We start from the raw sequence: 21,406 nt of genomic DNA on the forward strand, positions 1-21,406 counted from the left end.
CGCTTCGACCAGGACGAATCCTCCATCGCCACGCTGCGTCTCGACGGTACGTCGCCGCAGCTCACCACGCAGGCGCGCGACGTGCAACGTCGCGAGCACGTCGCCCACGGCGTCATCGACAGCTCGCTGTTCGGTGCCGGCTCGAAGGCCGGCATGAACACGGCGATGGTGTTGAAGCTGGCCGAGGTGTTCAAGTTCGACATCGACTTCGTGCAGGACCTTCGCGTCGGCGACAGTTTCACCGTCATCTACGACGACGTGTACAGCGACGGCGCCTTCCTGCGCGAAGGTGACATCGTGGCGGCCGAGTTCGTGAACCAGGGCAAGCGCTACACCGCCTACCGCTTCAAGAATAGCGACGGCAAGATCGGCTACTTCAGCGAGGAGGGCCGCCCGCTCGCCGGCTCGTTCCTGCGCATTCCCGTCGACTTCACCCGCATCTCCTCGCAGTTCAGCGCGGGCCGCATGCATCCGATCCTCGGCAAGATGCGCGCGCACAAGGGCGTCGATTACGCCGCGCCCACCGGCACGCCGATCCACGCGGCCGGCGACGGCGTGGTCAAGTTCCGCGGCTGGATGAATGGCTACGGCAACTTCGTGGTCATCCAGCACAACGCGACGATCAGCACGGCATACGGTCACATGTCGCGCTTCGCCAACCTCCGCGTCGGCCAGCGCGTGAGCCAGGGCAGCACCATCGGCTACGTCGGCATGACAGGCCTCGCCACCGGCCCGCACCTGCACTACGAGTTCCGCGTGAACAACGTGCAGCGCGATCCGCAGACGGTCACCCTGCCCAAACCCGAACCGCTGCCCGCCGCGCAGCTGGCGAAGTTCAAGAAAGAGGTCGTCGGCCCCCAGCTCGCGCGCCTCAATCACGTGGACAGCAACGTCAAGCTCGCCCAGGCCGATACCGCGAAAAGCGACGACTGATCCATGGCCACCATGGACGGTCTCTACGTCGGACTCATCTCCGGCACCAGCGCCGACGGCATCGACGCCGCCCTGGTCCGCTTCGAACAAGGCAGGCCGTCGCTCGTCGCGGGGCTTGTGCACGCGTGGAGCGAGCCGCTGCGTCGTCGCATCCTCGCCGTGGCGCAGGACGAAGAGCGCCTCGACCTCGACGATTACGGTCGACTCGACGTCGCCGTGGGCCAGGCCTTCGCCGATGCCGCGCAGGCGGTTCTCGCGAAGGCCGGGATCACCCCGTCCGAAGTCACCGCGCTGGGCTCGCACGGACAGACGATTCGCCACCGGCCCGACGGCGATCGGCCGTTCACGCTGCAGATCGGCGATCCGTCGGTGATCGCCGAGCGTACCGGCATCGCCACCATCGCCGATTTCCGTCGCCCCGACGTCGCCGCCGGCGGCCAGGGGGCGCCGCTCGTGCCCGCCTTCCATGCCACCGTGCTGCGACCGAACGAAGGCGCGCGCGTCGTACTGAACCTGGGCGGCATCGCCAACGTCACCCGACTCACGCCCGAAGGCGAGGTCACCGGCTTCGATACTGGCCCGGCCAACGGCCTCATGGATGCGTGGTGCCTTCGCCATCGGGGCGAAGCCTTCGACCGCGACGGCCGCTTCGCCGCGTCGGGCACGGTCGATCCCGACCTGCTCGCCGAACTGCTCGACGACGCCTACTTCGCCCTGCCTCCGCCCAAGAGTACCGGTCGCGAACACTTCCACCTCGCCTGGCTCGACCTGCATCCACGCGTGGCGGACCTGACACCGGCCGACGTACAAGCCACCCTGATGGCGTTGAGCGCCGTATCCATCGGCGACGCCATCGCCCGGCATGCCGGGGATGCGCTCGACGTGGTCGCCTGCGGTGGTGGCGTGCACAACGCCGCGCTCATGGATGCGCTCCGCATGCGGTTGGAAGGTCGCCCGCTGCATGCCAGCACGGCCTTCGGCATCGATCCGGACTTCATGGAAGCGATGGGTTTCGCCTGGCTGGCCTACCGGCGCCTTCGCGGCGAGCCGGGCAATCTGCCCGCGGTGACCGGTGCCCGCGGTCCACGCCTGCTCGGCGCGCTCTACGCCGCGCCCTGAATATCGCCAGATATCGCTAGAAAACCTCGTCGGAGGCTTTCGGTTCGCGCCGTGATGCCTGGACGAGCGAATCGGGCGAGGCCTGCGCCAGTGCCGACAGGGCTTCCTGGAAGGCGGCCTGCTCTGAGGCGTCCCACGCGCCGGTAAGGTGGGCGATATCGCCCGGTTCGAGCAACAACTCGCCGAACGCGTCACCGGGGCCCAGACCCAGGCCATGGCGCAACGCGTGGAGGATGACTTCGTTGATCGACCAACGGCGTTCGCGAGCGAGACTCTTGATCCGCTCGGCCATCTGATCGTCGATGTGTCGTACCACGATATCCGGCACGTGCGTTACCTCCCTCGCGCATGCCCCCTGTGGCTGCCGATATTACACAGAATCGCCGCCAGGGCACATGGCACCAAAGGGCCTATTCCACGGCTCGCAAGGCCTTGCGGCCCGCGTCCGCATGCCGCGGCCAGAGCCAGACGTAGAGCATCATCGCGGGCAGCAGCGACACCACCGTGATGACGAAGAACATCCCGTAGCCGACCGACATGGCGATGCCGCCGCCGAAGAAGCCGAGCACCTTGCCCGGCAGGTTCACCATGGAACTGAGCAGGGCGTACTGTGTCGCCGTGTGCTGCTTGTTCACCAGCGACGACAGGAAGGCCACCGTCGGCGGCCCGAGCATGCCGAGGGTGAAGTTCTCGCCCGAGATCACCAGCGTAAGCACCGTGATGTTGCCCGGGTGCCGGATCAGAAACAGGTAGAGCAGGTTGCTGGCACCGGCCACCACGATGGCCGCGCCGAGCGGTCGCCAGGCCCCCCAGCGAGCGACCAGGGCACCGCCCACGAACGCGCCGGCGATGCCGATCCAGATGCCCCAGATCTTGGTGACCGCGGCGATCTGCGTCTTCTCGAAGCCCATGTCGCGGTAGAAGGCACTCATCAGTCCACCGATGGTCGCCTGTTCGGGAACCTTGAAAAGCAGGAGAAAAGCGAGCGTCGCCAGCGCGAGCACCCAACGGTAACGCCGGAAGAAATCGGTGAAGGGCTCGACGAGGCTTTCGCGCATGGCCTCCCTCCACCCGCGCGGTTTCTGACGCAGCACCTCCGGCTCCCGCGCGAGGAGCGTCGTCGCGATGGGTATGAGCATCGTCGCCGCCATCGCCACGTAGACCACTCCCCACGAAACGTGATCGGCCATGATCAGCGCGAGCGCTCCGCTGACGATCAAGCCGATGCGATAGCCCAGCGCATAGGTGGCCACCAGCGCACCTTGTGCCTCCACGGGAGCGATCTCGATGCGGTAGGCATCCACCGCGATGTCCTGCGTGGCGCCGAAGAACGCCACCACCAGCGTCGCCGCCACGAAAAAGGGCAGGTGCGCGGGAGACGTCGCGGCCATCGCCAGCAGCCCGGCCGTGACGCACAGCTGCGAGAACAGCAACCACCCCCGGCGCAAACCCAAACGCCGGAACAAGGGCAGTTGCCAGTGGTCGAGCAGCGGTGCCCAGACGAACTTGAAGGCGTACGTCATGCCGGCGCTGGCGATCATCGTGATGTCCTTCAGCACGATGCCGTTTTCCTTCAGCCAGTAGGCCACCGTGCCGGCCACCAGCAGGAACGGCAGGCCGGAGGAAAACCCCAGGAAGGCCATCGTCCACGCCGACGGCTGGGTGAACGCCCTCCAGATGGAAGGCTTCGCCGGTGCCGCCGCCGGCTCAGTCGGCATAGTCGACCGTGAACGGCGCATGGTCGGAGAAGCGCTCGTCGCGATAGATCGAACAATCGCGCAGGCGGTCGCGCAGGCCCGGCGTGACGATCTGGTAGTCGATGCGCCATCCCACGTTGTTGGCGCGGGCCTGGCCGCGGTTGGACCACCAGGTGTATTCGACGGCGTCGGGCTTGATCGCGCGGAAGCTGTCCACCCAGCCGATGTCCTTGAAGAGCAGGTCGAGCCAGGCGCGCTCCTCGGGGAGGCAGCCGGAATTCTTCTGGTTGGACGTCCAGTTCTTGATGTCGTTCTTCGTGTGCACGATGTTCCAGTCGCCGCACAGCACGTAATCGCGCCCGCTGGCGGCCCACTCGCGCAGGATCGGCGTCAGCCACTCCATGATGCGGAACTTGTACTGCTGCCGCTCGTCGCCCGACGAACCGGACGGAATGTAGAACGACACCACGCTGAGATTGCCGTAGCGCGCTTCGATGTAGCGTCCCTCGCAGTCGAAGTCTTCGAAGCCCAGCGATGTGCGTACCTCGTCGGGCTCACGCTTCGAGTAGATGGCCACGCCGCTGTAGCCCTTCTTGCTACGGGCGTCGTGGTAGAAGCAATGGTGCCCGTCCGGTCGGAACATCGGATCGGTGAGCTGCGACTCCTGCGCCTTGGTTTCCTGCAGGCAGACGACGTCGGCGTCCTGCTGGCGAAGCCACTCGAACACGCCCTTGGTGGCGGCCGAGCGTATGCCGTTGGCGTTCAGCGAGATGATGCGCATGGGCTCTTCTTGGAATCGGTCGAAGCGGCCATGATACCCGGCTTGCGTCGCAGGGCCTGCGCCTGGATGCTTGGCTCCCATGGAACAAGGCATCGACGTCCGGCCGGTCGACGACACGTCGCGCGCGGCAGCCATCGCCCTCACCGTGCACCCCGACCAGGCCGCCTTCGTCGGCCGTGTCGCCGATTCGCTCGCCGACGTGGCCGTATGCCCGGGCAGCGAGGCCCTCGCGCTACTCGAGGACGGGCGCGTGGTGGGCTACGTGCGCATCGACCGCACGGCGTCGGCCCTCGGCGATCACCCGCTCGCGGACGGCGCCGTGGCCCTGCGCAGTTTCCTCATCGACGCCGCCCATCAGGGCCGCGGCCTGGGCACGCGCGCGCTGGAGGCCATCGCCCGATACGTTTCACGACGCCACCCCGATCGCGGACGAATCGTGCTCAGCGTCAACGTCCGCAACGGGGGTGCCGTGCGCGCCTACCTCCGGGCGGGGTATCGCGACAGCGGCGCGCTGTACCATGGCGGTCCGGCGGGTCCTCAGCACGTGCTGTGGCTGCCGCTGCCTTTTCCCGACCCAGCAGAGACCTCCTGACGTGCACGACTACCAGCGCGAATTCATCGAACTCACCCTCGCCCGCGACGTTCTCCGCTTCGGCGAATTCACGCTCAAATCGGGCCGCTCCAGCCCCTATTTCTTCAACATGGGCCGGATCGATTCCGGCGCGGCGCTGGCCCGCCTGGGCCGTTCGTATGCCGCCGCGGCGGTCCGCTCGGGGGTGGCCTTCGACATGCTCTTCGGCCCCGCCTACAAGGGCATCGCCCTGGCGGCGGCCACCGCCATCGCCCTGGCCGACACCCAGGGCCGCGACGTCCCCTGGGCCTACAACCGCAAGGAGGCCAAGGATCACGGCGAAGGCGGCACGCTCGTGGGCGCCCCGCTGAAGGGTCGCGTGCTGATCGTTGACGACGTGATGACCGCCGGCACCGCCGTGCGCGAATCGCTCGAACTCATCCGCGCGCAAGGAGCCGAGCCCGCGGGCGTGCTCATCGCGCTCGACCGGCAGGAGCGCGGCCAGGGCGAGCTGTCCGCCGCGCAGGAGGTATCCGCGCAGTTCGGCATCCCCGTGATCGCCATCGCCAGCCTTGCCGACGTGCTCACCTATGCCGGCGAACGGCCCGAGCTGGCCGCCGAGCACGGCCGGCTCGTCGCCTATCGCGAGCGATACGGCGTGAAGGCCTGAAAAACGGCAACTCCGTCACGGGATGCGGGAGCCTTGCCGCTCCCGCGGCTCCTCTTCGCGCGCGCTGGCTATACTCGCCCGACGGAGGGAATACCATGCGAGCTGTGCGTTATCTATTGGCGGGAGCCGCGTTGTGCATCGGCACGACGGCGGCCGCCCAGAGCAACACATCGAACAACAGCGGCACCCGTTTCCGCTGGAAGGACGCCTCCGGCGCGTCCGTCTTCAGCGACAGCCTAACCCCCGACGCGCTCAAGGCGGGCTACGACATCGTCAATGGCCAGGGCCTGGTGATCCGCCACGTCGATCGGCAACTCAATGCCGACGAACGCGCCGTCGCGCGCAAGATCGCCGAGCAGAAGGCCGCCGAGGACAGGGCACGCGAACAACGACAGCGCGATGACGCACAGATGCTCAACGCCTATCCCGACGAGGCATCGTTCGTCGCCGCGAAAACCGCCGAAGTGGACAACTTCGAGCAGGCCGCGCGCACCACGCGACTGAACCTGCAAGGCCAGGAGAAGGCCCTGGCCGACCTGCTCAACCGCGCCGGCGACCTCGAGCGTTCGAAGCAACCGGTGCCGCCGTACCTCAACGACCGCATCGCCAAGCAGCGCGACACCGTCACCGGCCTGCGCGCCACGCTGCAGCGCCAGCAGGCGGCGAAAGACGAGGCCAAGGCCGGCATGGACGCGCAGCTGAAGCATTATCGGGAGGTCAGGTCCGCCGCCGGATCGGCGGGCGGACGCTGACAGCGACGGTCAGAACGGCAGCGAGATCGCGTCGTTCACGGCGTGGATCCGCTCCCGGAAGGCGTCCTTCACCCGCTCCAGTGCCTTGGGCGTGTCGGCCTCGAAGCGGAACACCAGCGCCGACTCCGTATTCGAGGCACGTACCAGCCCCCAGCCATCGGGCCACTCCACGCGCACGCCGTCCAGCGTGGTCACGCGGCCATCGCCGAAATCGGCTTTGTCGCGGAAGCTCTCCATGAAACGGAACGCCATGCCGTTCTCCACCGCCAGGCGGAGTTCGGGCGTGGACACGCTCCTGGGCAGGTCGTCGAACAACTCGCCCACGGAACGCTCCTCGGGATCGCCGGCGAGGATCTCGACCAGGCGCACCGCGGCGTAGATGCCGTCGTCGAAGCCGTACCAGCGGTTGCCGTCGGCGAAGAAGAAATGGCCGCTCATCTCGCCGCCCAGTGCCGCGCCGGTCTCGCGCATCTTCGCCTTCACCATGGAATGGCCGGTGCGCCACATGAGCGGGACGCCGGCCGCCTCCTGCACCACCCGGCGCAGGTGCGCGCTGCATTTCACGTCGTAGACGATGGTGGCGCCGGGATTGCGCGCGAGCACGTCGCGCGCGAACACCATCAGCAGGCGGTCGGACGGGACGACTTCCCCGTCCGGCCCCACCACGCCGATGCGGTCGCCGTCACCGTCGAAGGCAATGCCGATGTCGGCGCCGACCGCACGCACGGCCGCGATGAGGTCGGCGAGATGGCGCGAATCGGACGGATCGGGCGGGTGGTTGGGAAAGCGGCCATCCACCTCGCAGTGCAACGGCACCACGTCGCAACCGATCTCCTCGAGCACGCGCGGCCCCACGGGACCGGCGATGCCGTTGCCGGCATCGACCACCACCTTCAGGCGGCGATCCGCCTCGGCGATGTCGCCGACGACACGTCCCACGTAGGCCTCGGTCACGGACTGCTCGCGCCAGGTCCCTTGCCCACCCTCGGGCAAACGCCGTTCGACGATGCGCCGGTGCAGGTCGGCGATGGCATCCCCGGAGAGCGTCTCCCCGCCGATCACGATCTTGAAACCGTTGTGATCCGCCGGATTGTGGCTACCCGTCACCGACACCGCGCAGCCGGTGCCCAGGTGGAATGCCGCGAAATACGCCATCGGCGTGGGTACCGCGCCGATATCGATCACGTCGATGCCCGCGGCACGCAGGCCGTCGCTGAGGGCGCCGGCGAGTTCCGCACCCGACAGGCGCCCGTCACGGCCCACCGCCATCTCGCGCAGGCCGTGCTCGTTCATCACGCCGCCGATCGCGCGACCGATGAGCCGCGCGGTATCGGCATTCAGTGCCGCGCCCACCACGCCGCGGACATCGTAGGCGCGGAAGATGGACGCATCCACCTCGTGCGTCGCGGCCGCGGCAGGCGCCTCGAGCGCGGGTGCGGGTGCGGGTGCGGGCGGCAACCTCGGCTTGCGCACCACGTCGGCGACGAGGATGTCGTCGCCTTCGCCTTCGCTCTCCACCGGCGGTGGCATCGTCATCCGGCGCCAGGCGAGGAATCCCCCGCCCCCCAGGCCGATGAGCGCCAGCAGTCCGCCGAGCAACGCGGAATGGGGCAACACGATGAACGCCTTCGGCAGGGCCGCGAACACATAGAACGCGGTGCCGGGCACCGGCAGGCCCGATGCTTCGCGTTCGGCCGAACGCTTGCCTCTCGCCAGCAGGGGAGCACTGTCTCCGCTGGCGCTCTGGTGAAGCTCGAGCCGGCCACCGGCGGGGGACACGGACTCGAACCGGTCCCGCCATTCGTCGAAGGCATATTCGACCCAGACCCAGGCACGCACGTCGCCCGGCGCGCCGATGGGTTCGACCAGCGTCAGCCGGCGTTCGCCCCCTTCCACGGCGGTGGACGCGGGCGACACCTGGCCGGCACCGAGCGCCGCCATGAGCTGGGCGGCCTTCGCATAGCCGAACTGGCGGTAGTCGGCATGCACTACCTCGTCGAGCCCGCCCGAGTAGACGTCCACGGCGCGGGCATCGGGCAGGGCTTGGCGCAATCGGGACGCCGCGGCCGGGTGATCGTCGAGGATCGCCAGCAGCGCCGGATCGTTTACCGCCTTATGGAGCCGGTCGAGATGCACACGGAAGGCATCGCCCAGCACCCGTACGGCATCGCGCTGCGCGCTGCGGGTTCGCTCGGCGGCATCGCTCTCGTCGGCGATGAGCCAGGTCTGCCAGGCGCAGAACAACCCGCCCGCGATCAACAGCGTGGCGCCGACCAGCGGCAGCAGTCGACGCAGGTCGATCCGGTCGAGCCGCCGCTCCCCTCCCCCTTTTCGAGCCATGCACGTTTTTCCCGTTGGATCAGACCACGCCGGTCGAACCGAACCCGCCCTCGCCCCGCAGCGAAGGCGCGAATTCCTCCACCACGCGCAACCGCGCGCGGCCTACCGGCACGAGCAATAGTTGCGCAATCCGGTCGCCCGGCGCGATGGTGACGGTCGCATTTCCGCGGTTCCAGCACGAGATCATCAGCGGCCCCTGGTAGTCGGCGTCGATCACGCCCACCAGGTTACCCATCACCAGGCCCTGCTTGTGGCCCAGGCCGGAACGGGGAACGATGAGCGCGCACCACCCCGGATCGCCGATGTGGATGGCCATGCCCGTAGGTACCAGCAGGCTGTCGCCGGGCGCCAGTGCCGCCGGCGCGTCGAGCGCCGCGCGCAGGTCCATGCCGGCGCTGCCGGGGGTGGCCGGCTCGGGCAGCGGAATGGAATCGCCCAGGCGCGGGTCGAGGATTTTCAGTTCGATGTCGATCAAGGCGTACGTCCGTTGCCGGAAAGGAAGCGTTCGGCGATGCGCGCCACCAGTTGGCGCGCCAGCTCGGTCTTGGGCATGCGCGGCAGCGCCGCGTCGCCGTCGGCCCAGTAAAGGTGCAGCGCGTTGTCCGCCACCTCGAAACCACGCCCTTCGCCCACGTCGTTCGCGGCGATCATGTCCAGGCCCTTCCGGCGCAGCTTGTCCTGCGCGTACTGCGCCAGTTCTCGCGTTTCCGCCGCGAACCCGACGAGGAACGGATGATCCTTCCGTGCCGCCAGCGCCGCGATGATGTCGGGGTTTTCGGCCAGTTCCAGGTGCAACGGCGAACCGTCGACCTTCTTCAGCTTGTGGCCGGCGACCTCGGCGGGCCGATAGTCGCCCACCGCGGCGGCGCCGATGTAGATGTCGCAGCCCTCGCTGGCGAAGAGCACCGCGTCGTGCATCTGGCGCGCGCTGCGCACGTCGACGCGTTCGACGCCAGGTGGCGTGGGCAGGGAGACGGGACCCGCGACCAGGGTGACGTCCGCCCCCGCGTCGCGTGCCGCGGCGGCCACGGCGAAACCCATGCGCCCGGAGCTGCGGTTGCCGATGAAACGTACCGGATCGATGTCTTCGTAGGTCGGGCCCGCGCTGACCACCACCTTGCGCCCCCTGAGCGGCCGGTCGCCGAAGGACGCCACCAGCAGGTCGCGCAGCTCGTGCGGTTCGAGCATGCGCCCCGAGCCGATGTCGCCGCAGGCCTGGTCGCCGTCGGCCGGACCCAGGATGCCCACGCCACGCACGCGCAGCGTGCCGACGTTGGCCTGCACGGCCGGATGGGCCCACATCTGCTGGTTCATGGCGGGCGCGACATAGACCGGCGCCGCCGTGGCGAGCGCCACCGTGGTGAGCAGGTCGTCGGCGAAACCGTGCGCCAGGCGGGCGAGGGTATCGGCGCTGGCCGGGGCGATCAGCAGGCGCTCGGCCCATTTGGCCAGTTCGATGTGCCCCATGGCGGCCTCGCCGTGCTCGTCCCAGAGGCTCACCCGCACCGGCTGGCCGGAGAGGGCCTGGAACGTGGTCGGCGTGACGAAGTGCGTGGCGCCTTCGGTCATCACGACGCGAACCTCGGCCTCGAGGTCGCGCAGGCGGCGAACGAGCTCGCACACCTTGTAGGCAGCGATGCCGCCGGTGACGCCGATCAGGATGCGACGCTGGCGAAGGCTCATGGCGAAACGGCGCCGATTTCGAAGGGCTGGTTAGCTTAACGGATTGAGCCCGGCACCGGAGCAGCCGCACATCCGACGCGTTTTTCAGAATCCTTCTATCGCCACCCGGGCGTGACATCCCTACCGTGTACCGATTGCCGCGAACGCGGGCACGGTGCCGAACAGGAATAGCGCAGCCATGAAACACGGACTCCCTCGCCCGCGCGGCGTGGCGGACGGCGTTCCCGCCGAGGCCATCGGGCTGCGCACCATTCCCCAGTGGCCCGAAGGCGAGCGACCACGCGAGCGCCTGCTTCGCCACGGCGTCGGCGCGTTGTCCGACGCCGAGCTGATCGCCGTGCTGCTGGGTAACGGCTCGGTCGGCCGCGATGCCGTCGCCACCGCCCGTGCGCTTCTGGGCGAGGCGGGCAGTCTCGGCCGCCTGCTCGCCGATCCCGACCACATGCCGACCGTTCGCGGCGTGGGTCCGGCCAAGCGCGCGCGCATCGTCGCGGCGCTCGAACTCGCTCGCCGTTCGCTGGGCGAGGGGCTGGCCGAGTTGCCGCGGGTGCGGAGTCCCACCGACAGCGCCGATTACCTCAAGGCGCGGCTGCGTCACCTCCCCTACGAGGCCTTCGCCTGCCTGTTCCTCGACACGCGACACCGCATCCTCGCCTACGAGGAACTGTTCCGCGGCACCATCGACGCGGCCAACGTGTATCCCCGCGAGGTGGTGCGCGCCTGCCTGCGGCATCACGCCTGCGCGGTGATCCTTGCCCACAACCATCCCTCGGGCATCGCCGAACCCAGCCGCGCGGACCGGGAGATCACCCGCGTGCTGGTCGACGCGCTTGGCCTGATCGACGTGCGCGTGCTCGACCATCTCATCATCGGCCACGATGACCCGGTGTCGATGGCCGCACGCGGCCTGCTCTGAACGACACGCATCCGCCGACCTACGCGTCGGCGCGATTCAACTCGGCGATGTAGGCATCCAGTTCCTGGCGGCTGGCGAGCCGCCGGGTCTCCGCCGTGCCGAAGCCGATTTCGGTCTCGCCGGCCGCCAGGCGTTCGAACGTGGCATCCGCGAAGGCGTCGAGGTCCACGCCGGCCGCTCCACCGGTGAAGTCGGTCCTGACACTGGGCGGCACGATCTCGACGACGTCGATCACCGTGTTCCGCGACTGGAGGCGCAGGCTGACGGTCAGGGAATGCAGGGCGGCCTTCGTCAGGCTGTAGGTCGGCAACGCGGCGAAGGGCGTGAAGGCGAGACCGGAGGTCACATTGACCACCGCGGCCGACGGCCGCGTGGCGAAGTGCGGCAGGAGCAGCATGGAAAGGTGCATCGGCGCGTCGAGGTTGGTGGCCAGCTCGGCCCGATGCGACGCCCAGTCCTGCGCCTCCAGGAAGGGCGGATGACGCTGACCGATGCCCGCGTTGTTGACGAGCACGTCGAGTCCGGGAAAACGCGCGAGCGCCTCCTCCACCAGGGCGATGCGTCCCGCCTCGCTGGAAACGTCGCCGGGGAGCACGTCCAGGCCGGGCGTGGACCGTTGCGCCGCCAGCAACGTGTCGACGCGTCGGCCGGCGGCGACCACGCGGCTTCCGTGTGCCAGAAAACGTTTGGCGAGGGCCAGGCCGATGCCCGTGCCGCCACCGGTGATGAGTACCGTCCGACCCGCGATCCGCATTGAAAATCTCCTCGAAAAGGTGGCCGGCAGTATGAAATCGAGGGGCTTCGGGCTGGATACCGGAACCTGGCCGTTTCTTGCCCGATCCTGCTCGCCTGGCTAAGGTCGTCGCACCTGACCGCGAAAGAGAAGGGCATGCCGGAGTCACTGCCGGATATCCTGCTGCGCCACACGAAGGGCCAGCCGGAGCAAGGCGCCTATGCGACGGCCGTCGACGGGCTGACCATCCTGCGCTCCGATCACCCGAAGCCGCCGACCTACCGGGTGTCCCGTCCCGGGCTATGCGTCGTCGCTCAGGGTGCGAAGTGGGCGGCCTTCGGTGACGACAGGCTCGAATACCGGGCGGGACAGGCCCTGTTGATCGGCGTGGAGACCCCTTCGATCGGACGGGTGGTCGAGGCGAGTCCCGACCGCCCCTGCCTCGTCCTGATGATCGAGCTGGACGTCGCGCTGCTCCGAGGCGTCGCGGAGGACATGGCCCCGCCGCCCCGGGCCAGCGCCAAGCCGTGCCGAGGCGTCTTCGTCACGGACTTCCAGGGCGCCCTCGCCGACTGCGTCCTGCGCCTGGCCCGATTGCTCGATACGCCCCGGGCGATTCCGCCGCTCCTCCCCGGCATCCTGCGCGAGATGTGCTACTGGCTTCTCGCCGGACCGCACGCCGGCGACGTCGCGCGAATCGCGCTGGCCGGCAGCCCGACGCGCCCTGTCGTCGACGCCATGCAGCACCTGCGCGAGCGGTTCAGGGAGCCCGTCCGTATCGCCGAACTGGCCGCGCTCGCGCGGATGAGCGCCTCGGCCTTCCATCGCCAGTTCAAGGCGCTGACCTCCCTCACCCCCTTGCAGTATCAGAAACGGCTACGCCTGATGGAGGCGCGCCGCCTCATGATCGTGCACGCGTGCCACGTCGAGACCGCGGCGTTCGAGGTCGGCTACGAGAGCCCCTCCCAGTTCAACCGGGAATACGCCCGGCTCTTCGGCGCCCCGCCGAAACGGGATGTGGTCCGCTCGCGAGCCACGTTCGCCGGGGACCCGGCAGAACGAAAAAAAGACGGCGCGAGTGCCGCTCGCGCCGTCATGGGTCACCTGTCGAGGGAGGGGCTTCGATAACCCGACGTGCCTTGGGCCGGGGAGACACCGGGCACGGAGAGAAGTGTGACGGCCGTCGATGACAGCGCCATGACGTGCCGGAAAACACCATGTGACGGATGGGGTGCGGCGCGACTTATGCACATTGGCCCCGATGTCCACTTGCCCGTCACAGCTGCGACCCGAACGCAAGTCGATTTATCAAATTACTGATAAATAACGATTTTTCTTGTTACGCATCGATGTCAACAGGGCATGGAAGCGGCCATGCACTTCGGCGGCGGTTATTGCCCACAGAGTTATCCACAGGGCCGTGGACAGCGGGAAACCTCCTCGGCGGGAGGTCTCGCAGGCCCTTTCTGATAGGATTGCCGGTTCCCATGTCCGCGTTGCGACTCCCGTGAAACAAGCGCTCAACCAACTCGTCCTGCAGGCCATCGGCGCGCTGCGGGAGTCCGGCAAGCTGCCGTCCGATTTCGTCGCCCCGTCGTTCGTCATCGAGCGTACGCGCAGCCGCGAGCACGGCGATTTCGCGACCAACGCGGCCATGATGATGGCCAAGGCCGCCGGCCGTAAACCCCGGGACATCGCCACCGACCTCGTGGAGGCGCTACCCGCCTCCCCCACGGTGGGCAAGGTGGAGGTCGCCGGCCCGGGCTTCATCAACTTCTTCCTCGCGCCGGCCGCCTACCACGCCGAGATCGCGAAGACGCTGGCCGAGGGCGATCGCTATGGCCGCAACCGCGACGGCGCCGGCCGCGTGGCGGGCGTGGAATTCGTCTCGGCCAACCCCACCGGTCCGCTGCACGTCGGGCACGGCCGCGCGGCCGCCATCGGCGACAGCATCAGCCGCCTGCTCGACGCGACCGGCTGGAAGGTCACGCGGGAGTTCTACTACAACGACGCCGGCGTGCAGATCGCCAATCTCGCGCTGTCCACGCAGTTGCGCGCGCAGGGCGTCGGCCCCGACGACGCGCGCTGGCCGGAGTCGGGCTACCGGGGCGACTACATCGTGGACGTGGCCCAGGCCTTCCTGGCGAAGGCCTCGGTCGAAGCCGACGGCGAGACCGTCACGGCCACCGGTGACGTCGACAACCTCGACGACGTGCGTCGCTTCGCCGTCGCCAGCCTGCGCCACGAACAGGACCTCGACCTGAAGGCGTTCGGCGTCGGCTTCGACGTGTATTACCTCGAATCGTCGCTGTACACCGAAGGCAAGGTCGACGAGACGGTGCGCGAGCTGGTAGCGCACGGCCACACCTACGAGGAAGGCGGCGCGCTCTGGCTGCGTTCCACCGATTTCGGTGACGACAAGGACCGCGTGATGCGCAAGTCCGACGGCACCTACACCTATTTCCTGCCCGACGTCGCCTATCACCGTACCAAGTGGCAGCGCGGCTACGAGCGCGCCATCACCGAGCTGGGTTCCGACCACCACGGCTCGCTGGCCCGCGTGAAGGCCGGACTGCAGGCGCTGGACGCCGGCATCCCGAAGAACTGGCCCGAATACGTGCTGCACCAGATGGTGACGGTGATGAAGGGCGGCGAGGAGGTGAAGATCTCCAAGCGTGCCGGTTCGTACGTGACCTTGCGCGATCTCATCGACGAAGTGGGCCGCGACGCCACGCGCTACTTCCTCATCGCGCGCAAGGCCGACTCGCAACTGGTGTTCGACATCGACCTGGCCCGCTCGCAGAGCAACGACAACCCGGTCTATTACATCCAGTACGCCCACGCCCGCGCCAGCCGCGTGTTCCGCGAACTGGCCGATCGCGGCCTCGCGACCCAGCGCGCCAACGGCCTGGCGAAGCTCGACCTGCTCGCCACCGAGCACGAACAGACGCTGATGTTCGAGTTGTCCCGTTACCCCGAAGTGGTCGAGGCGGCCGCGGCCAATCTGGAACCGCACCTGATCGCGCAATACCTGCGCGAGCTCGCTGGCGCGCTGCACAGTTACTATCACGAGCACAAGTGGATCGTCGACGACGCCGATCTGCGTGACGCGCGCCTCGCGATGGTGGCCGCCACGCAGCAGGTGCTTCGCAACGGTCTTGATCTGCTGGGCATTTCCGCCCCGGAGAGCATGTAAATGGCAACACGCAAGAAGGGCAAGGGCCGTCAGGCGGTCCGCAACGGTTCCGGCGGCATGCCGGGCTGGGGCTGGGCGCTGATCGGCATCCTGGCCGGTGCCGTGCTGATGGCTTTCGCCATGCACGGCAGCCTCATCCCCATGAAGAAGGACGGTCCCGAGCCGAATCCCCAGGCCACGGCGCAGAAGGGAAGCGATCCGGGCGTGGCCGACCAGGCCGAGCCGGAGAAGCCCAAGAAGCCGTCGTACGACTTCTATTCGGTGCTGTCCGAGAAGGAAGTGCGCATTCCGGATGCGGAGATCCACGCCCAGGCCAGCGCCGAGGCGCAGCAGAAACAGCAGGCGGCGCAGGCCGCCCAGCAGCAGGCCGCCGCTCAACAGGCTGCCGTCGCACAGCAACCGGCGGTGTCCCCCGCCGTGAATCCGAACCTGCCCAAGGCCTCGACCCAGACCGTGACGGCCACGCCCTCGCAGCCGGCACATCCCGCCGCGCAGAGCGGATCGGGTTACCTGCTCCAGGTGGGTGCATTTCCGAGCGCGTCCGATGCGGAATCGCTGAAGGCCAAGCTCGCGCTGCAGGGTTTCGTGGCGAACGTGCAATCGGTGAAGGTCGGCAACCAGACCTACAATCGCGTGCGCCTCGGGCCGTTCAAATCGGCGACCGACCTGGAAAGCACGAAGCAGCGCTTGCAGTCGGCGGGGATCAGCGCGATCGCCTTGAAGGAAGGCGGCTGAGCGTTCACCGATTCAAAAAAAAGCCCGCTTCGGCGGGCTTTTTTTTGGCCCCTGCAAAAAGCCTCAGCCTTTTCGCTTCAACCGGATCAACGCCGAGATGTCGTCGTCGCCATAGCCCTGCGACATCAGCTCGCCGAAATCCGCCAGCGATTGCTCGATGACGGTGCGGTTCGTTCCCGCCTCAGTGGCGATGCCGCGCACGATGCCCAGGTCCTTGTGCAGCAGCGCCAGCTTGAAGCCCACCGAGAACTCGTTGCGCAGCATCGTGGCGCCACGCTTGTCGAGGAACCAGTTGCCCGCCGCACCGGCGGCGAGCGTCGGGATGAGGCGGTCGGCCTCGAGACCCAATGCCTCGCCAAGCGCGAGGCCTTCGGTCACGGCATGCGCGATACCGGCGACGAGCACCTGGTTGACCGCCTTGGTGGCCTGGCCGCTGCCCACCGGCCCCATGTGGGTGATGCGCGCGCCGTAGGCCTCGAGCACGGGACGCGCGCGCTCCAGCACGGCGGCATCGCCGCCCACCATCACCGATAGCTTGCCGTTCTTCGCGCCTTCGACACCGCCGGACACGGGCGCGTCGAGAAAATGCACGCCCGCGTCGGCCAGCCGCGCCGAGGCTTTCTGCGCCGTGGCGGGCGCCACGGTGGAGTGGTCGATGACGATGCTGTCCTTGCGCAGCGACGGCAACAGCGCCTCGACCACGCCGATGACGTCGGCATCCGCGCTCACGCACAGCACGATCAGGTCGCAGGTGCCGGCGATGCCCGCCATGTCGGGGGCCTGCACGCCGAGTTCGTTCGCCAGTTCGCTGGCCTTGGCTTGCGTGCGGTTGCCCACGGCGGTCAGCAGGCCTCTATCGTGCAGGTGCCGCGCCATCGGGGCACCCATCGCGCCCAGGCCGATGAAGGCTGCCTTGATCGTCATTTACGGGGTCTCCGCCAGGTAGGTGTAACCGGTGAGGCCCTTGTCGAGCGCCTCGGCAAGGACGCGGGCCTCCTCGCCGCCGATGCCCGCCGCGGCGATGCGGTCGGCGTACGACTGGCGCAACACCTTCAGGTCGTAACCCACGTAATCGAGCATGAGGTCGGTGGTGTCGCCGCGACGGATGTGCGCGAACTGGTAACCGTCGGCCGTGGCGCGTACGTTCACCGCGTCGGTGTCGCCGAACAGGTTGTGGATGTCGCCGAGCGTCTCCTGGTAGGCACCCACCATGAAGATGCCCAGGCGGTACGACTCGCCGTGCTTCAAGGGATGCAGCGGCAGGCTCACGTCCACGCCCTCGGCGTCCACGTAATGGTCGATGCGACCGTCGGAATCGCAGGTGAGGTCGGCGATGACGCCGCGCCGGGTCGGCTCCTCGTCGAGCCGCGCGATCGGCACGATGGGAAAGATCTGGTCGATGGCCCAGATGTCGGGCACCGACTCGAACACGGAGAAATTCACGAAGTACTTGTCGACCAGCTTCTCGTCGAGTTCGTCGAGCGCCTGCCGGTGCGCGCGCTCGGCCGGCAGCAGGCGCGGCCGCACCGCATTGGCGATGGCGTAGAAGAGGTCGTCGAGCGCGGCGCGGTCGCGCAGGTCGAGCTGGCCCAGCGCGTAGAGCGTCTGCCCCTCGGCGAAGTGATGCTGCGCCTCGTGGAAAAGCTCCAGCGGCGGACGATGGTCGAGTTCGGCGTGGGTGTCGCGCAGGTGGCGCAGCACCATCGGCTCGCCTTCGCGCTCGGCCGGCACGGCGCCCGGCGGGACTTCTTCCACCTCGGTGACGTTCACCACCATCACGGCGTGGTGGGCGGTCATCGCGCGGCCGGACTCGGTGAAGATCGTCGGCGCGGGCATGCCGTGTTCGGCCACGGCTTCGGCCAGCGGCTGCACGATGCTGGCGGCGTACTGGCCCATGCTGTAGTTGATGGAGTTGTAGCTGCGCGAACGGGTGCCTTCGTAGTCCACGCCGAGGCCACCGCCCACGTCGACCACATCGATGGGGACGCCCAGCCGGTGCAGCTCGACGAAGTAGCGCACGGCCTCGCGCATGCCGGCGGCGATGTCGCGCACGTTGGAAATCTGCGAGCCCATGTGGAAGTGCTGCAGGCGGAGCGTGTGCTTGAGACCGGCGGCGTCGAGCTTTTCCACCAGTTCGAGCACCTGGCCCGGGCTCAGGCCGAACTTGCCCTTGTCGCCACCGGTGTTCTGCCATTTGCCGGCGCCGATGGACGCCAAGCGCACGCGCACGCCGAGCAGCGGCTCGACGCCGAGCACCTTCGCCTCGGCCAGCACGTGGTCGAGCTCGGAGAGTTTCTCCACCACGATGTGCACGCGCAGGCCGAGCTTGAGGCCGATGAGCGCCAGGCGAACGTACTCGCGGTCCTTGTAGCCGTTGCAGACCACCATGCTGCCCGGGCGGGCGTGCGCCAGCACCGCCATCAGTTCCGGCTTGGAGCCGGCCTCGAGGCCGAAGCCCTTCTCGCCCGCGGCCACCAGCTCACCGACGACGCCGCGCTGCTGGTTGACCTTGATCGGATAGATGGCCGTGTAGCCGCCGGCGTAGTCGGCATCGCCGATCGCCTTGGCGAAGGCCTCCTGAAGGCGTGCCAGGCGGTCGGCGAGGATGTCGGGAAAACGCACGAGCAAGGGCAGGCGCAGGCCCTGCCGGGTGGCTTCCTCGACGATGGCGGGCAGGTCGAGGGCCGGGCCCTCGTCGCCACGCGGGCGCATCGTGAGGCGGCCGTTGCCTGCCACGTCGACGTAGCCGTTGCTCCAGTGAGGAATCGCGTAGGTCAGCTTCGCGCGATCGATGGTCCAGTTCGCCATGGGCGGGCGGTCTCCAGGTGATTGTGTCGTGTCCCCTTGAGGGGGCGCGGAACAGTCGCAGCGGCGAACCTTGACTCGAACGGGCCTGGCGGCCGGGAGCCTCGCACGCCGCGGGGCCGACCAGACCGCCTATTGTAGCGGCGGCCGACGACATCCGTGTATCGCCGCCGGCCGGCCGATTGGCCGTTTTTTCACCGGGAGCCGGTACAATGCGGCGGTTAGAGACTCCCTTACCCGAATTCCAGGATCCCGCGTCATGTCGCAGCAGCAGCTCAGCTGGTTCACCGAGGCCCACCAGGCTTCGGGCTCTTCCATCGGTTTCCGCGTCGAGCGCCTGTTGCACGCCGAGAAGACGCCGTTCCAGACCATCGAGATCTACCAGACCACCGACTGGGGCAACCTCATGGTGATCGACGGCTGCGTGATGCTCACCGGCCGCGACAACTTCCTCTACCACGAGATGATGACGCACCCGGCGCTGTTCACCCACGCTCGCGCCAAGCGCGTGGTGATCATCGGCGGCGGCGACTGCGGCACGCTGCGCGAGGTGCTCAAGCACGAGGAAGTCGAGAAGGCCACCCAGGTGGAGATCGACGAGCGGGTCACCCGCCTGGCCGAGCAGTACTTCCCCGAACTGTGCGACGCCAACCACGACCCGCGCGCCGAGCTGCTGTTCATCGACGGCATCAAGTACATGGCCGAGGCCGAGCCGGAGTCGATCGACCTCATCATCGTCGATTCCACCGATCCGGTCGGCCCCGCCGAGGGCCTTTTCAACGCCGCGTTCTACGCCAGCTGCCACAAGGCCCTTCGCCACGGCGGCATCCTGGTGCAGCAGTCGGAATCGCCGCTGGCCCACATCGAGCTGATCAAGGCCATGCGCTCGGCCATGCGCACCTCCGGCTTCAAGGCCGTGCGCACGCTGCCCTTCCCGCAGCCGTGCTACCCCACCGGCTGGTGGAGCTGCACCATGGCGCGCAAGGACGGCGATCTCTCGGGCTTCCGCGAGCGCGGTGCCATCAGCAAGGGTTTCGCCACCAAGTACTACAACGCCGACATCCACAAGGGTGCACTGGCGCAGCCGGAATTCATGCGCGAACAACTGGGCGACTAAAATCCCCGCGACACCATGAAGGCCCCTCCGGGGCCTTCTTTTTGCGGCATGCGCCCGTCGCGGCAATTGCCGTACTATCGCGAGATGAACGCACATTCATCTTCGTCGAACGACACGCCTCGCGGCAGCATCGCCGTGGTCGGCATGGGCATGACCCTCGGCTCCCACCTGACGCCCCTGGCGCGAAGCCACATCGAACAGGCGGACGTCGTCTTCGCCGGGTTGTCGGACGGCGTGGTCGAACTGTGGCTGCACCGCATGCATCCGGACGTACGCAGCCTCCAGCCGTATTACGGTGAAGGCAAGTCGCGCGTCCAGACGTATCGCGAGTGGGTTGCGCTCATGATGACCGAGGTGCGCGCAGGCAAGCGTGTCTGCGGCGTGTTCTACGGCCACCCGGGCATCTTCGCCTGGTCCCCGCACAAGGTCATCGAGACCGCCCGCGCCGAAGGATTCGACGCGCACATGGAACCGGGCATTTCCGCCGAGGATTGCCTCTACGCCGACCTGGGCATCGATCCGGGTAGCGTCGGTTGCCTGCACTTCGAAGCCAGCCAGTTTCTCTATTACGAGCGCCGCGTCGATCCGTCCGCGTATGTCGTACTGTGGCAGGTGGGCATGATCGGCAACCGGTCGGTAGGCCACATGGAGAACGCGGCCGGCTATCGCCAGGTGCTGGTCGACCTGCTCGCCGCCGACTACCCGCTCGATCACGAGATCATCCTTTACCGGGCGGCGACCTTGCCGATACAGAAACCGCGTATCCGCCGCATCGCCCTGGGCGACCTGCCGCAGGCGTCGTTGCCGCCAGAGGAAACCGTGGTGCTGCCGCCGGCCCGGTCGCTCAGGCTCAATCCGGCCACGCGGGACCGGCTCAAGGCGCTCGACACGGCGGCCGCGACGGCCTGATACCCGACCCGGAAGGGGGGCTTCCGGCGGATGCGTGCACGCGATGACGGCTGTCATCATGTCCAAGCGAGCCGGGTCTCACGCGACTGCGTGAGGTCAGGCAAAAAAACAGGGGGAAACATCCATGACCGATACGCTGGAACTGCTGGAATCCATTGGGCGTGACGCCTCGCTGCGCCATGCCTCGGCCGAGGTGCTGGGCCGCGTGCTCGACGAGGCCAAGGCATCCGACGGCCTGCGCGCCGCGGCGGCCTCGGGCGACGGATCGAAGCTCGATGTCGATTTCCGGGACGAGAAGAACTACATGGGGCACCAGCAGCCGCCGCCGCAGAGCACGCAATACCCCGGCGGCGACGAAGAGAAGACCGACGACGACGAGGACAGCCCGGATTCCACCGAAAAGACCCCCGGCGACGAAACGTCGTCCGGCTGATCGTCCGTGACGGGTT

General features: G+C 68.0%; 21 protein-coding genes (1 of these 21 cut by a window edge). 12 read left to right on the plus strand and 9 right to left on the minus strand.

The features are described 5' to 3' along the window. Both L2Y94_RS20065 and L2Y94_RS20070 read left to right on the plus strand, forming a co-directional pair. Nucleotides 1-933, plus strand: the 3' portion of a protein-coding gene (locus L2Y94_RS20065; protein ID WP_247371536.1) for an OapA family protein. 513 nt of this gene lie to the left of the window's left edge; 933 of the gene's 1,446 nt are visible here — the last part of the coding sequence; its start codon lies beyond the left edge, outside the window; it ends in the stop codon at nucleotides 931-933. Nucleotides 934-936: 3 nt separating this feature from the next. Beyond that, nucleotides 937-2,052, plus strand: coding sequence for an anhydro-N-acetylmuramic acid kinase (locus L2Y94_RS20070; protein WP_247371539.1), 1,116 nt, complete (start codon nucleotides 937-939; stop codon nucleotides 2,050-2,052). 16 nt (nucleotides 2,053-2,068) lie between these two features. Here L2Y94_RS20070 and L2Y94_RS20075 read toward each other — a convergent pair whose 3' ends face one another. The 3 genes from L2Y94_RS20075 to L2Y94_RS20085 all read right to left on the minus strand — a co-directional run bounded on the left by L2Y94_RS20075 (nucleotide 2,069) and on the right by L2Y94_RS20085 (nucleotide 4,530). Continuing rightward, the gene (locus tag L2Y94_RS20075) at nucleotides 2,069-2,380 is read right to left on the minus strand and encodes a hypothetical protein (RefSeq protein WP_247371540.1); all 312 of its coding nucleotides are present in this window, start codon (nucleotides 2,378-2,380) and stop codon (nucleotides 2,069-2,071) included. Between the two features lie 82 nt (nucleotides 2,381-2,462). Beyond that, a complete protein-coding gene (locus tag L2Y94_RS20080) occupies nucleotides 2,463-3,770 on the minus strand; it encodes an AmpG family muropeptide MFS transporter (protein ID WP_247371542.1) in 1,308 nt (435 codons plus the stop codon). Next, nucleotides 3,760-4,530 (minus strand): exodeoxyribonuclease III, encoded by a 771-nt coding sequence (locus tag L2Y94_RS20085; protein ID WP_144912403.1) that lies wholly within the window; start codon nucleotides 4,528-4,530, stop codon nucleotides 3,760-3,762. The genes L2Y94_RS20080 and L2Y94_RS20085 overlap by 11 nt, the downstream gene beginning before the upstream one ends. A 79-nt stretch (nucleotides 4,531-4,609) precedes the next feature. Between L2Y94_RS20085 and L2Y94_RS20090 the strand changes: the two genes are divergently transcribed. The 3 genes from L2Y94_RS20090 (at nucleotide 4,610) to L2Y94_RS20100 (ending at nucleotide 6,523) form a co-directional block, all read left to right on the plus strand. Then, nucleotides 4,610-5,122, plus strand: coding sequence for a GNAT family N-acetyltransferase (locus tag L2Y94_RS20090; protein ID WP_247371545.1), 513 nt, complete (start codon nucleotides 4,610-4,612; stop codon nucleotides 5,120-5,122). 1 nt (nucleotide 5,123) lies between these two features. Then, nucleotides 5,124-5,771 carry an orotate phosphoribosyltransferase gene (gene pyrE, locus L2Y94_RS20095; protein WP_247371547.1) on the plus strand — a complete coding sequence of 216 codons (648 nt, stop codon included), beginning with the start codon at nucleotides 5,124-5,126 and terminating at the stop codon, nucleotides 5,769-5,771. Between the two features lie 95 nt (nucleotides 5,772-5,866). Further along, nucleotides 5,867-6,523, plus strand: a complete 657-nt coding sequence (locus tag L2Y94_RS20100) for a DUF4124 domain-containing protein (RefSeq protein WP_247371548.1) — start codon at nucleotides 5,867-5,869, stop codon at nucleotides 6,521-6,523. Between the two features lie 9 nt (nucleotides 6,524-6,532). On the opposite strand, the gene L2Y94_RS20105 is transcribed toward L2Y94_RS20100, so the two are convergent. From L2Y94_RS20105 to coaBC, 3 genes are read right to left on the minus strand one after another with little or no spacing between them, the layout of a single operon-like run. Then, complete coding sequence (locus L2Y94_RS20105) at nucleotides 6,533-8,863, minus strand: phosphomannomutase/phosphoglucomutase (RefSeq protein ID WP_247371550.1); 2,331 nt, start codon at nucleotides 8,861-8,863, stop codon at nucleotides 6,533-6,535. Between the two features lie 19 nt (nucleotides 8,864-8,882). After that, nucleotides 8,883-9,338 carry a dUTP diphosphatase gene (dut, locus tag L2Y94_RS20110; protein ID WP_247371552.1) on the minus strand — a complete coding sequence of 152 codons (456 nt, stop codon included), beginning with the start codon at nucleotides 9,336-9,338 and terminating at the stop codon, nucleotides 8,883-8,885. After that, nucleotides 9,335-10,546: a bifunctional phosphopantothenoylcysteine decarboxylase/phosphopantothenate--cysteine ligase CoaBC gene (gene coaBC, locus L2Y94_RS20115; protein WP_247371554.1), complete on the minus strand. Its 1,212-nt coding sequence runs from the start codon at nucleotides 10,544-10,546 to the stop codon at nucleotides 9,335-9,337. Before coaBC ends, dut begins: the two co-directional genes overlap by 4 nt. Before the next feature lie 178 nt (nucleotides 10,547-10,724). Between coaBC and radC the strand changes: the two genes are divergently transcribed. Next, nucleotides 10,725-11,462, plus strand: coding sequence for a RadC family protein (gene radC / locus L2Y94_RS20120; protein WP_247371556.1), 738 nt, complete (start codon nucleotides 10,725-10,727; stop codon nucleotides 11,460-11,462). Nucleotides 11,463-11,481: 19 nt separating this feature from the next. Here radC and L2Y94_RS20125 read toward each other — a convergent pair whose 3' ends face one another. Further along, a complete protein-coding gene (locus L2Y94_RS20125; protein ID WP_247371559.1) occupies nucleotides 11,482-12,216 on the minus strand; it encodes an SDR family oxidoreductase in 735 nt (244 codons plus the stop codon). Nucleotides 12,217-12,351: 135 nt separating this feature from the next. Between L2Y94_RS20125 and L2Y94_RS20130 the strand changes: the two genes are divergently transcribed. The 3 genes from L2Y94_RS20130 to L2Y94_RS20140 all read left to right on the plus strand — a co-directional run bounded on the left by L2Y94_RS20130 (nucleotide 12,352) and on the right by L2Y94_RS20140 (nucleotide 16,126). Continuing rightward, complete coding sequence (locus tag L2Y94_RS20130; RefSeq protein ID WP_247371561.1) at nucleotides 12,352-13,323, plus strand: AraC family transcriptional regulator; 972 nt, start codon at nucleotides 12,352-12,354, stop codon at nucleotides 13,321-13,323. Between the two features lie 379 nt (nucleotides 13,324-13,702). Further along, nucleotides 13,703-15,391, plus strand: coding sequence for an arginine--tRNA ligase (gene argS, locus L2Y94_RS20135; RefSeq protein ID WP_247371563.1), 1,689 nt, complete (start codon nucleotides 13,703-13,705; stop codon nucleotides 15,389-15,391). After that, nucleotides 15,392-16,126, plus strand: a complete 735-nt coding sequence (locus L2Y94_RS20140; protein ID WP_247371566.1) for an SPOR domain-containing protein — start codon at nucleotides 15,392-15,394, stop codon at nucleotides 16,124-16,126. It abuts the gene before it with no gap. A 63-nt stretch (nucleotides 16,127-16,189) separates the two neighbouring features. On the opposite strand, the gene L2Y94_RS20145 is transcribed toward L2Y94_RS20140, so the two are convergent. Further along, nucleotides 16,190-17,050: an NAD(P)-dependent oxidoreductase gene (locus tag L2Y94_RS20145; RefSeq protein WP_247371568.1), complete on the minus strand. Its 861-nt coding sequence runs from the start codon at nucleotides 17,048-17,050 to the stop codon at nucleotides 16,190-16,192. After that, nucleotides 17,051-18,934 (minus strand): arginine decarboxylase, encoded by a 1,884-nt coding sequence (gene speA, locus L2Y94_RS20150; protein WP_247371570.1) that lies wholly within the window; start codon nucleotides 18,932-18,934, stop codon nucleotides 17,051-17,053. It lies immediately after the preceding gene. Between the two features lie 256 nt (nucleotides 18,935-19,190). Between speA and speE the strand changes: the two genes are divergently transcribed. From speE to L2Y94_RS20165, 3 genes are all read left to right on the plus strand, one after another. Further along, nucleotides 19,191-20,048, plus strand: coding sequence for a polyamine aminopropyltransferase (gene speE, locus L2Y94_RS20155; RefSeq protein WP_144912368.1), 858 nt, complete (start codon nucleotides 19,191-19,193; stop codon nucleotides 20,046-20,048). 84 nt (nucleotides 20,049-20,132) lie between these two features. Then, complete coding sequence (locus L2Y94_RS20160; RefSeq protein ID WP_247371573.1) at nucleotides 20,133-20,957, plus strand: SAM-dependent methyltransferase; 825 nt, start codon at nucleotides 20,133-20,135, stop codon at nucleotides 20,955-20,957. A gap of 124 nt (nucleotides 20,958-21,081) precedes the next feature. After that, nucleotides 21,082-21,390, plus strand: a complete 309-nt coding sequence (locus L2Y94_RS20165) for a hypothetical protein (protein ID WP_247371575.1) — start codon at nucleotides 21,082-21,084, stop codon at nucleotides 21,388-21,390. The last annotated feature ends 16 nt before the right edge of the window (nucleotides 21,391-21,406 follow it).

The sequence above is a fragment of the Luteibacter aegosomatis genome, assembly GCF_023078455.1.
Taxonomy (GTDB): Bacteria; Pseudomonadota; Gammaproteobacteria; order Xanthomonadales; family Rhodanobacteraceae; genus Luteibacter; species Luteibacter aegosomatis.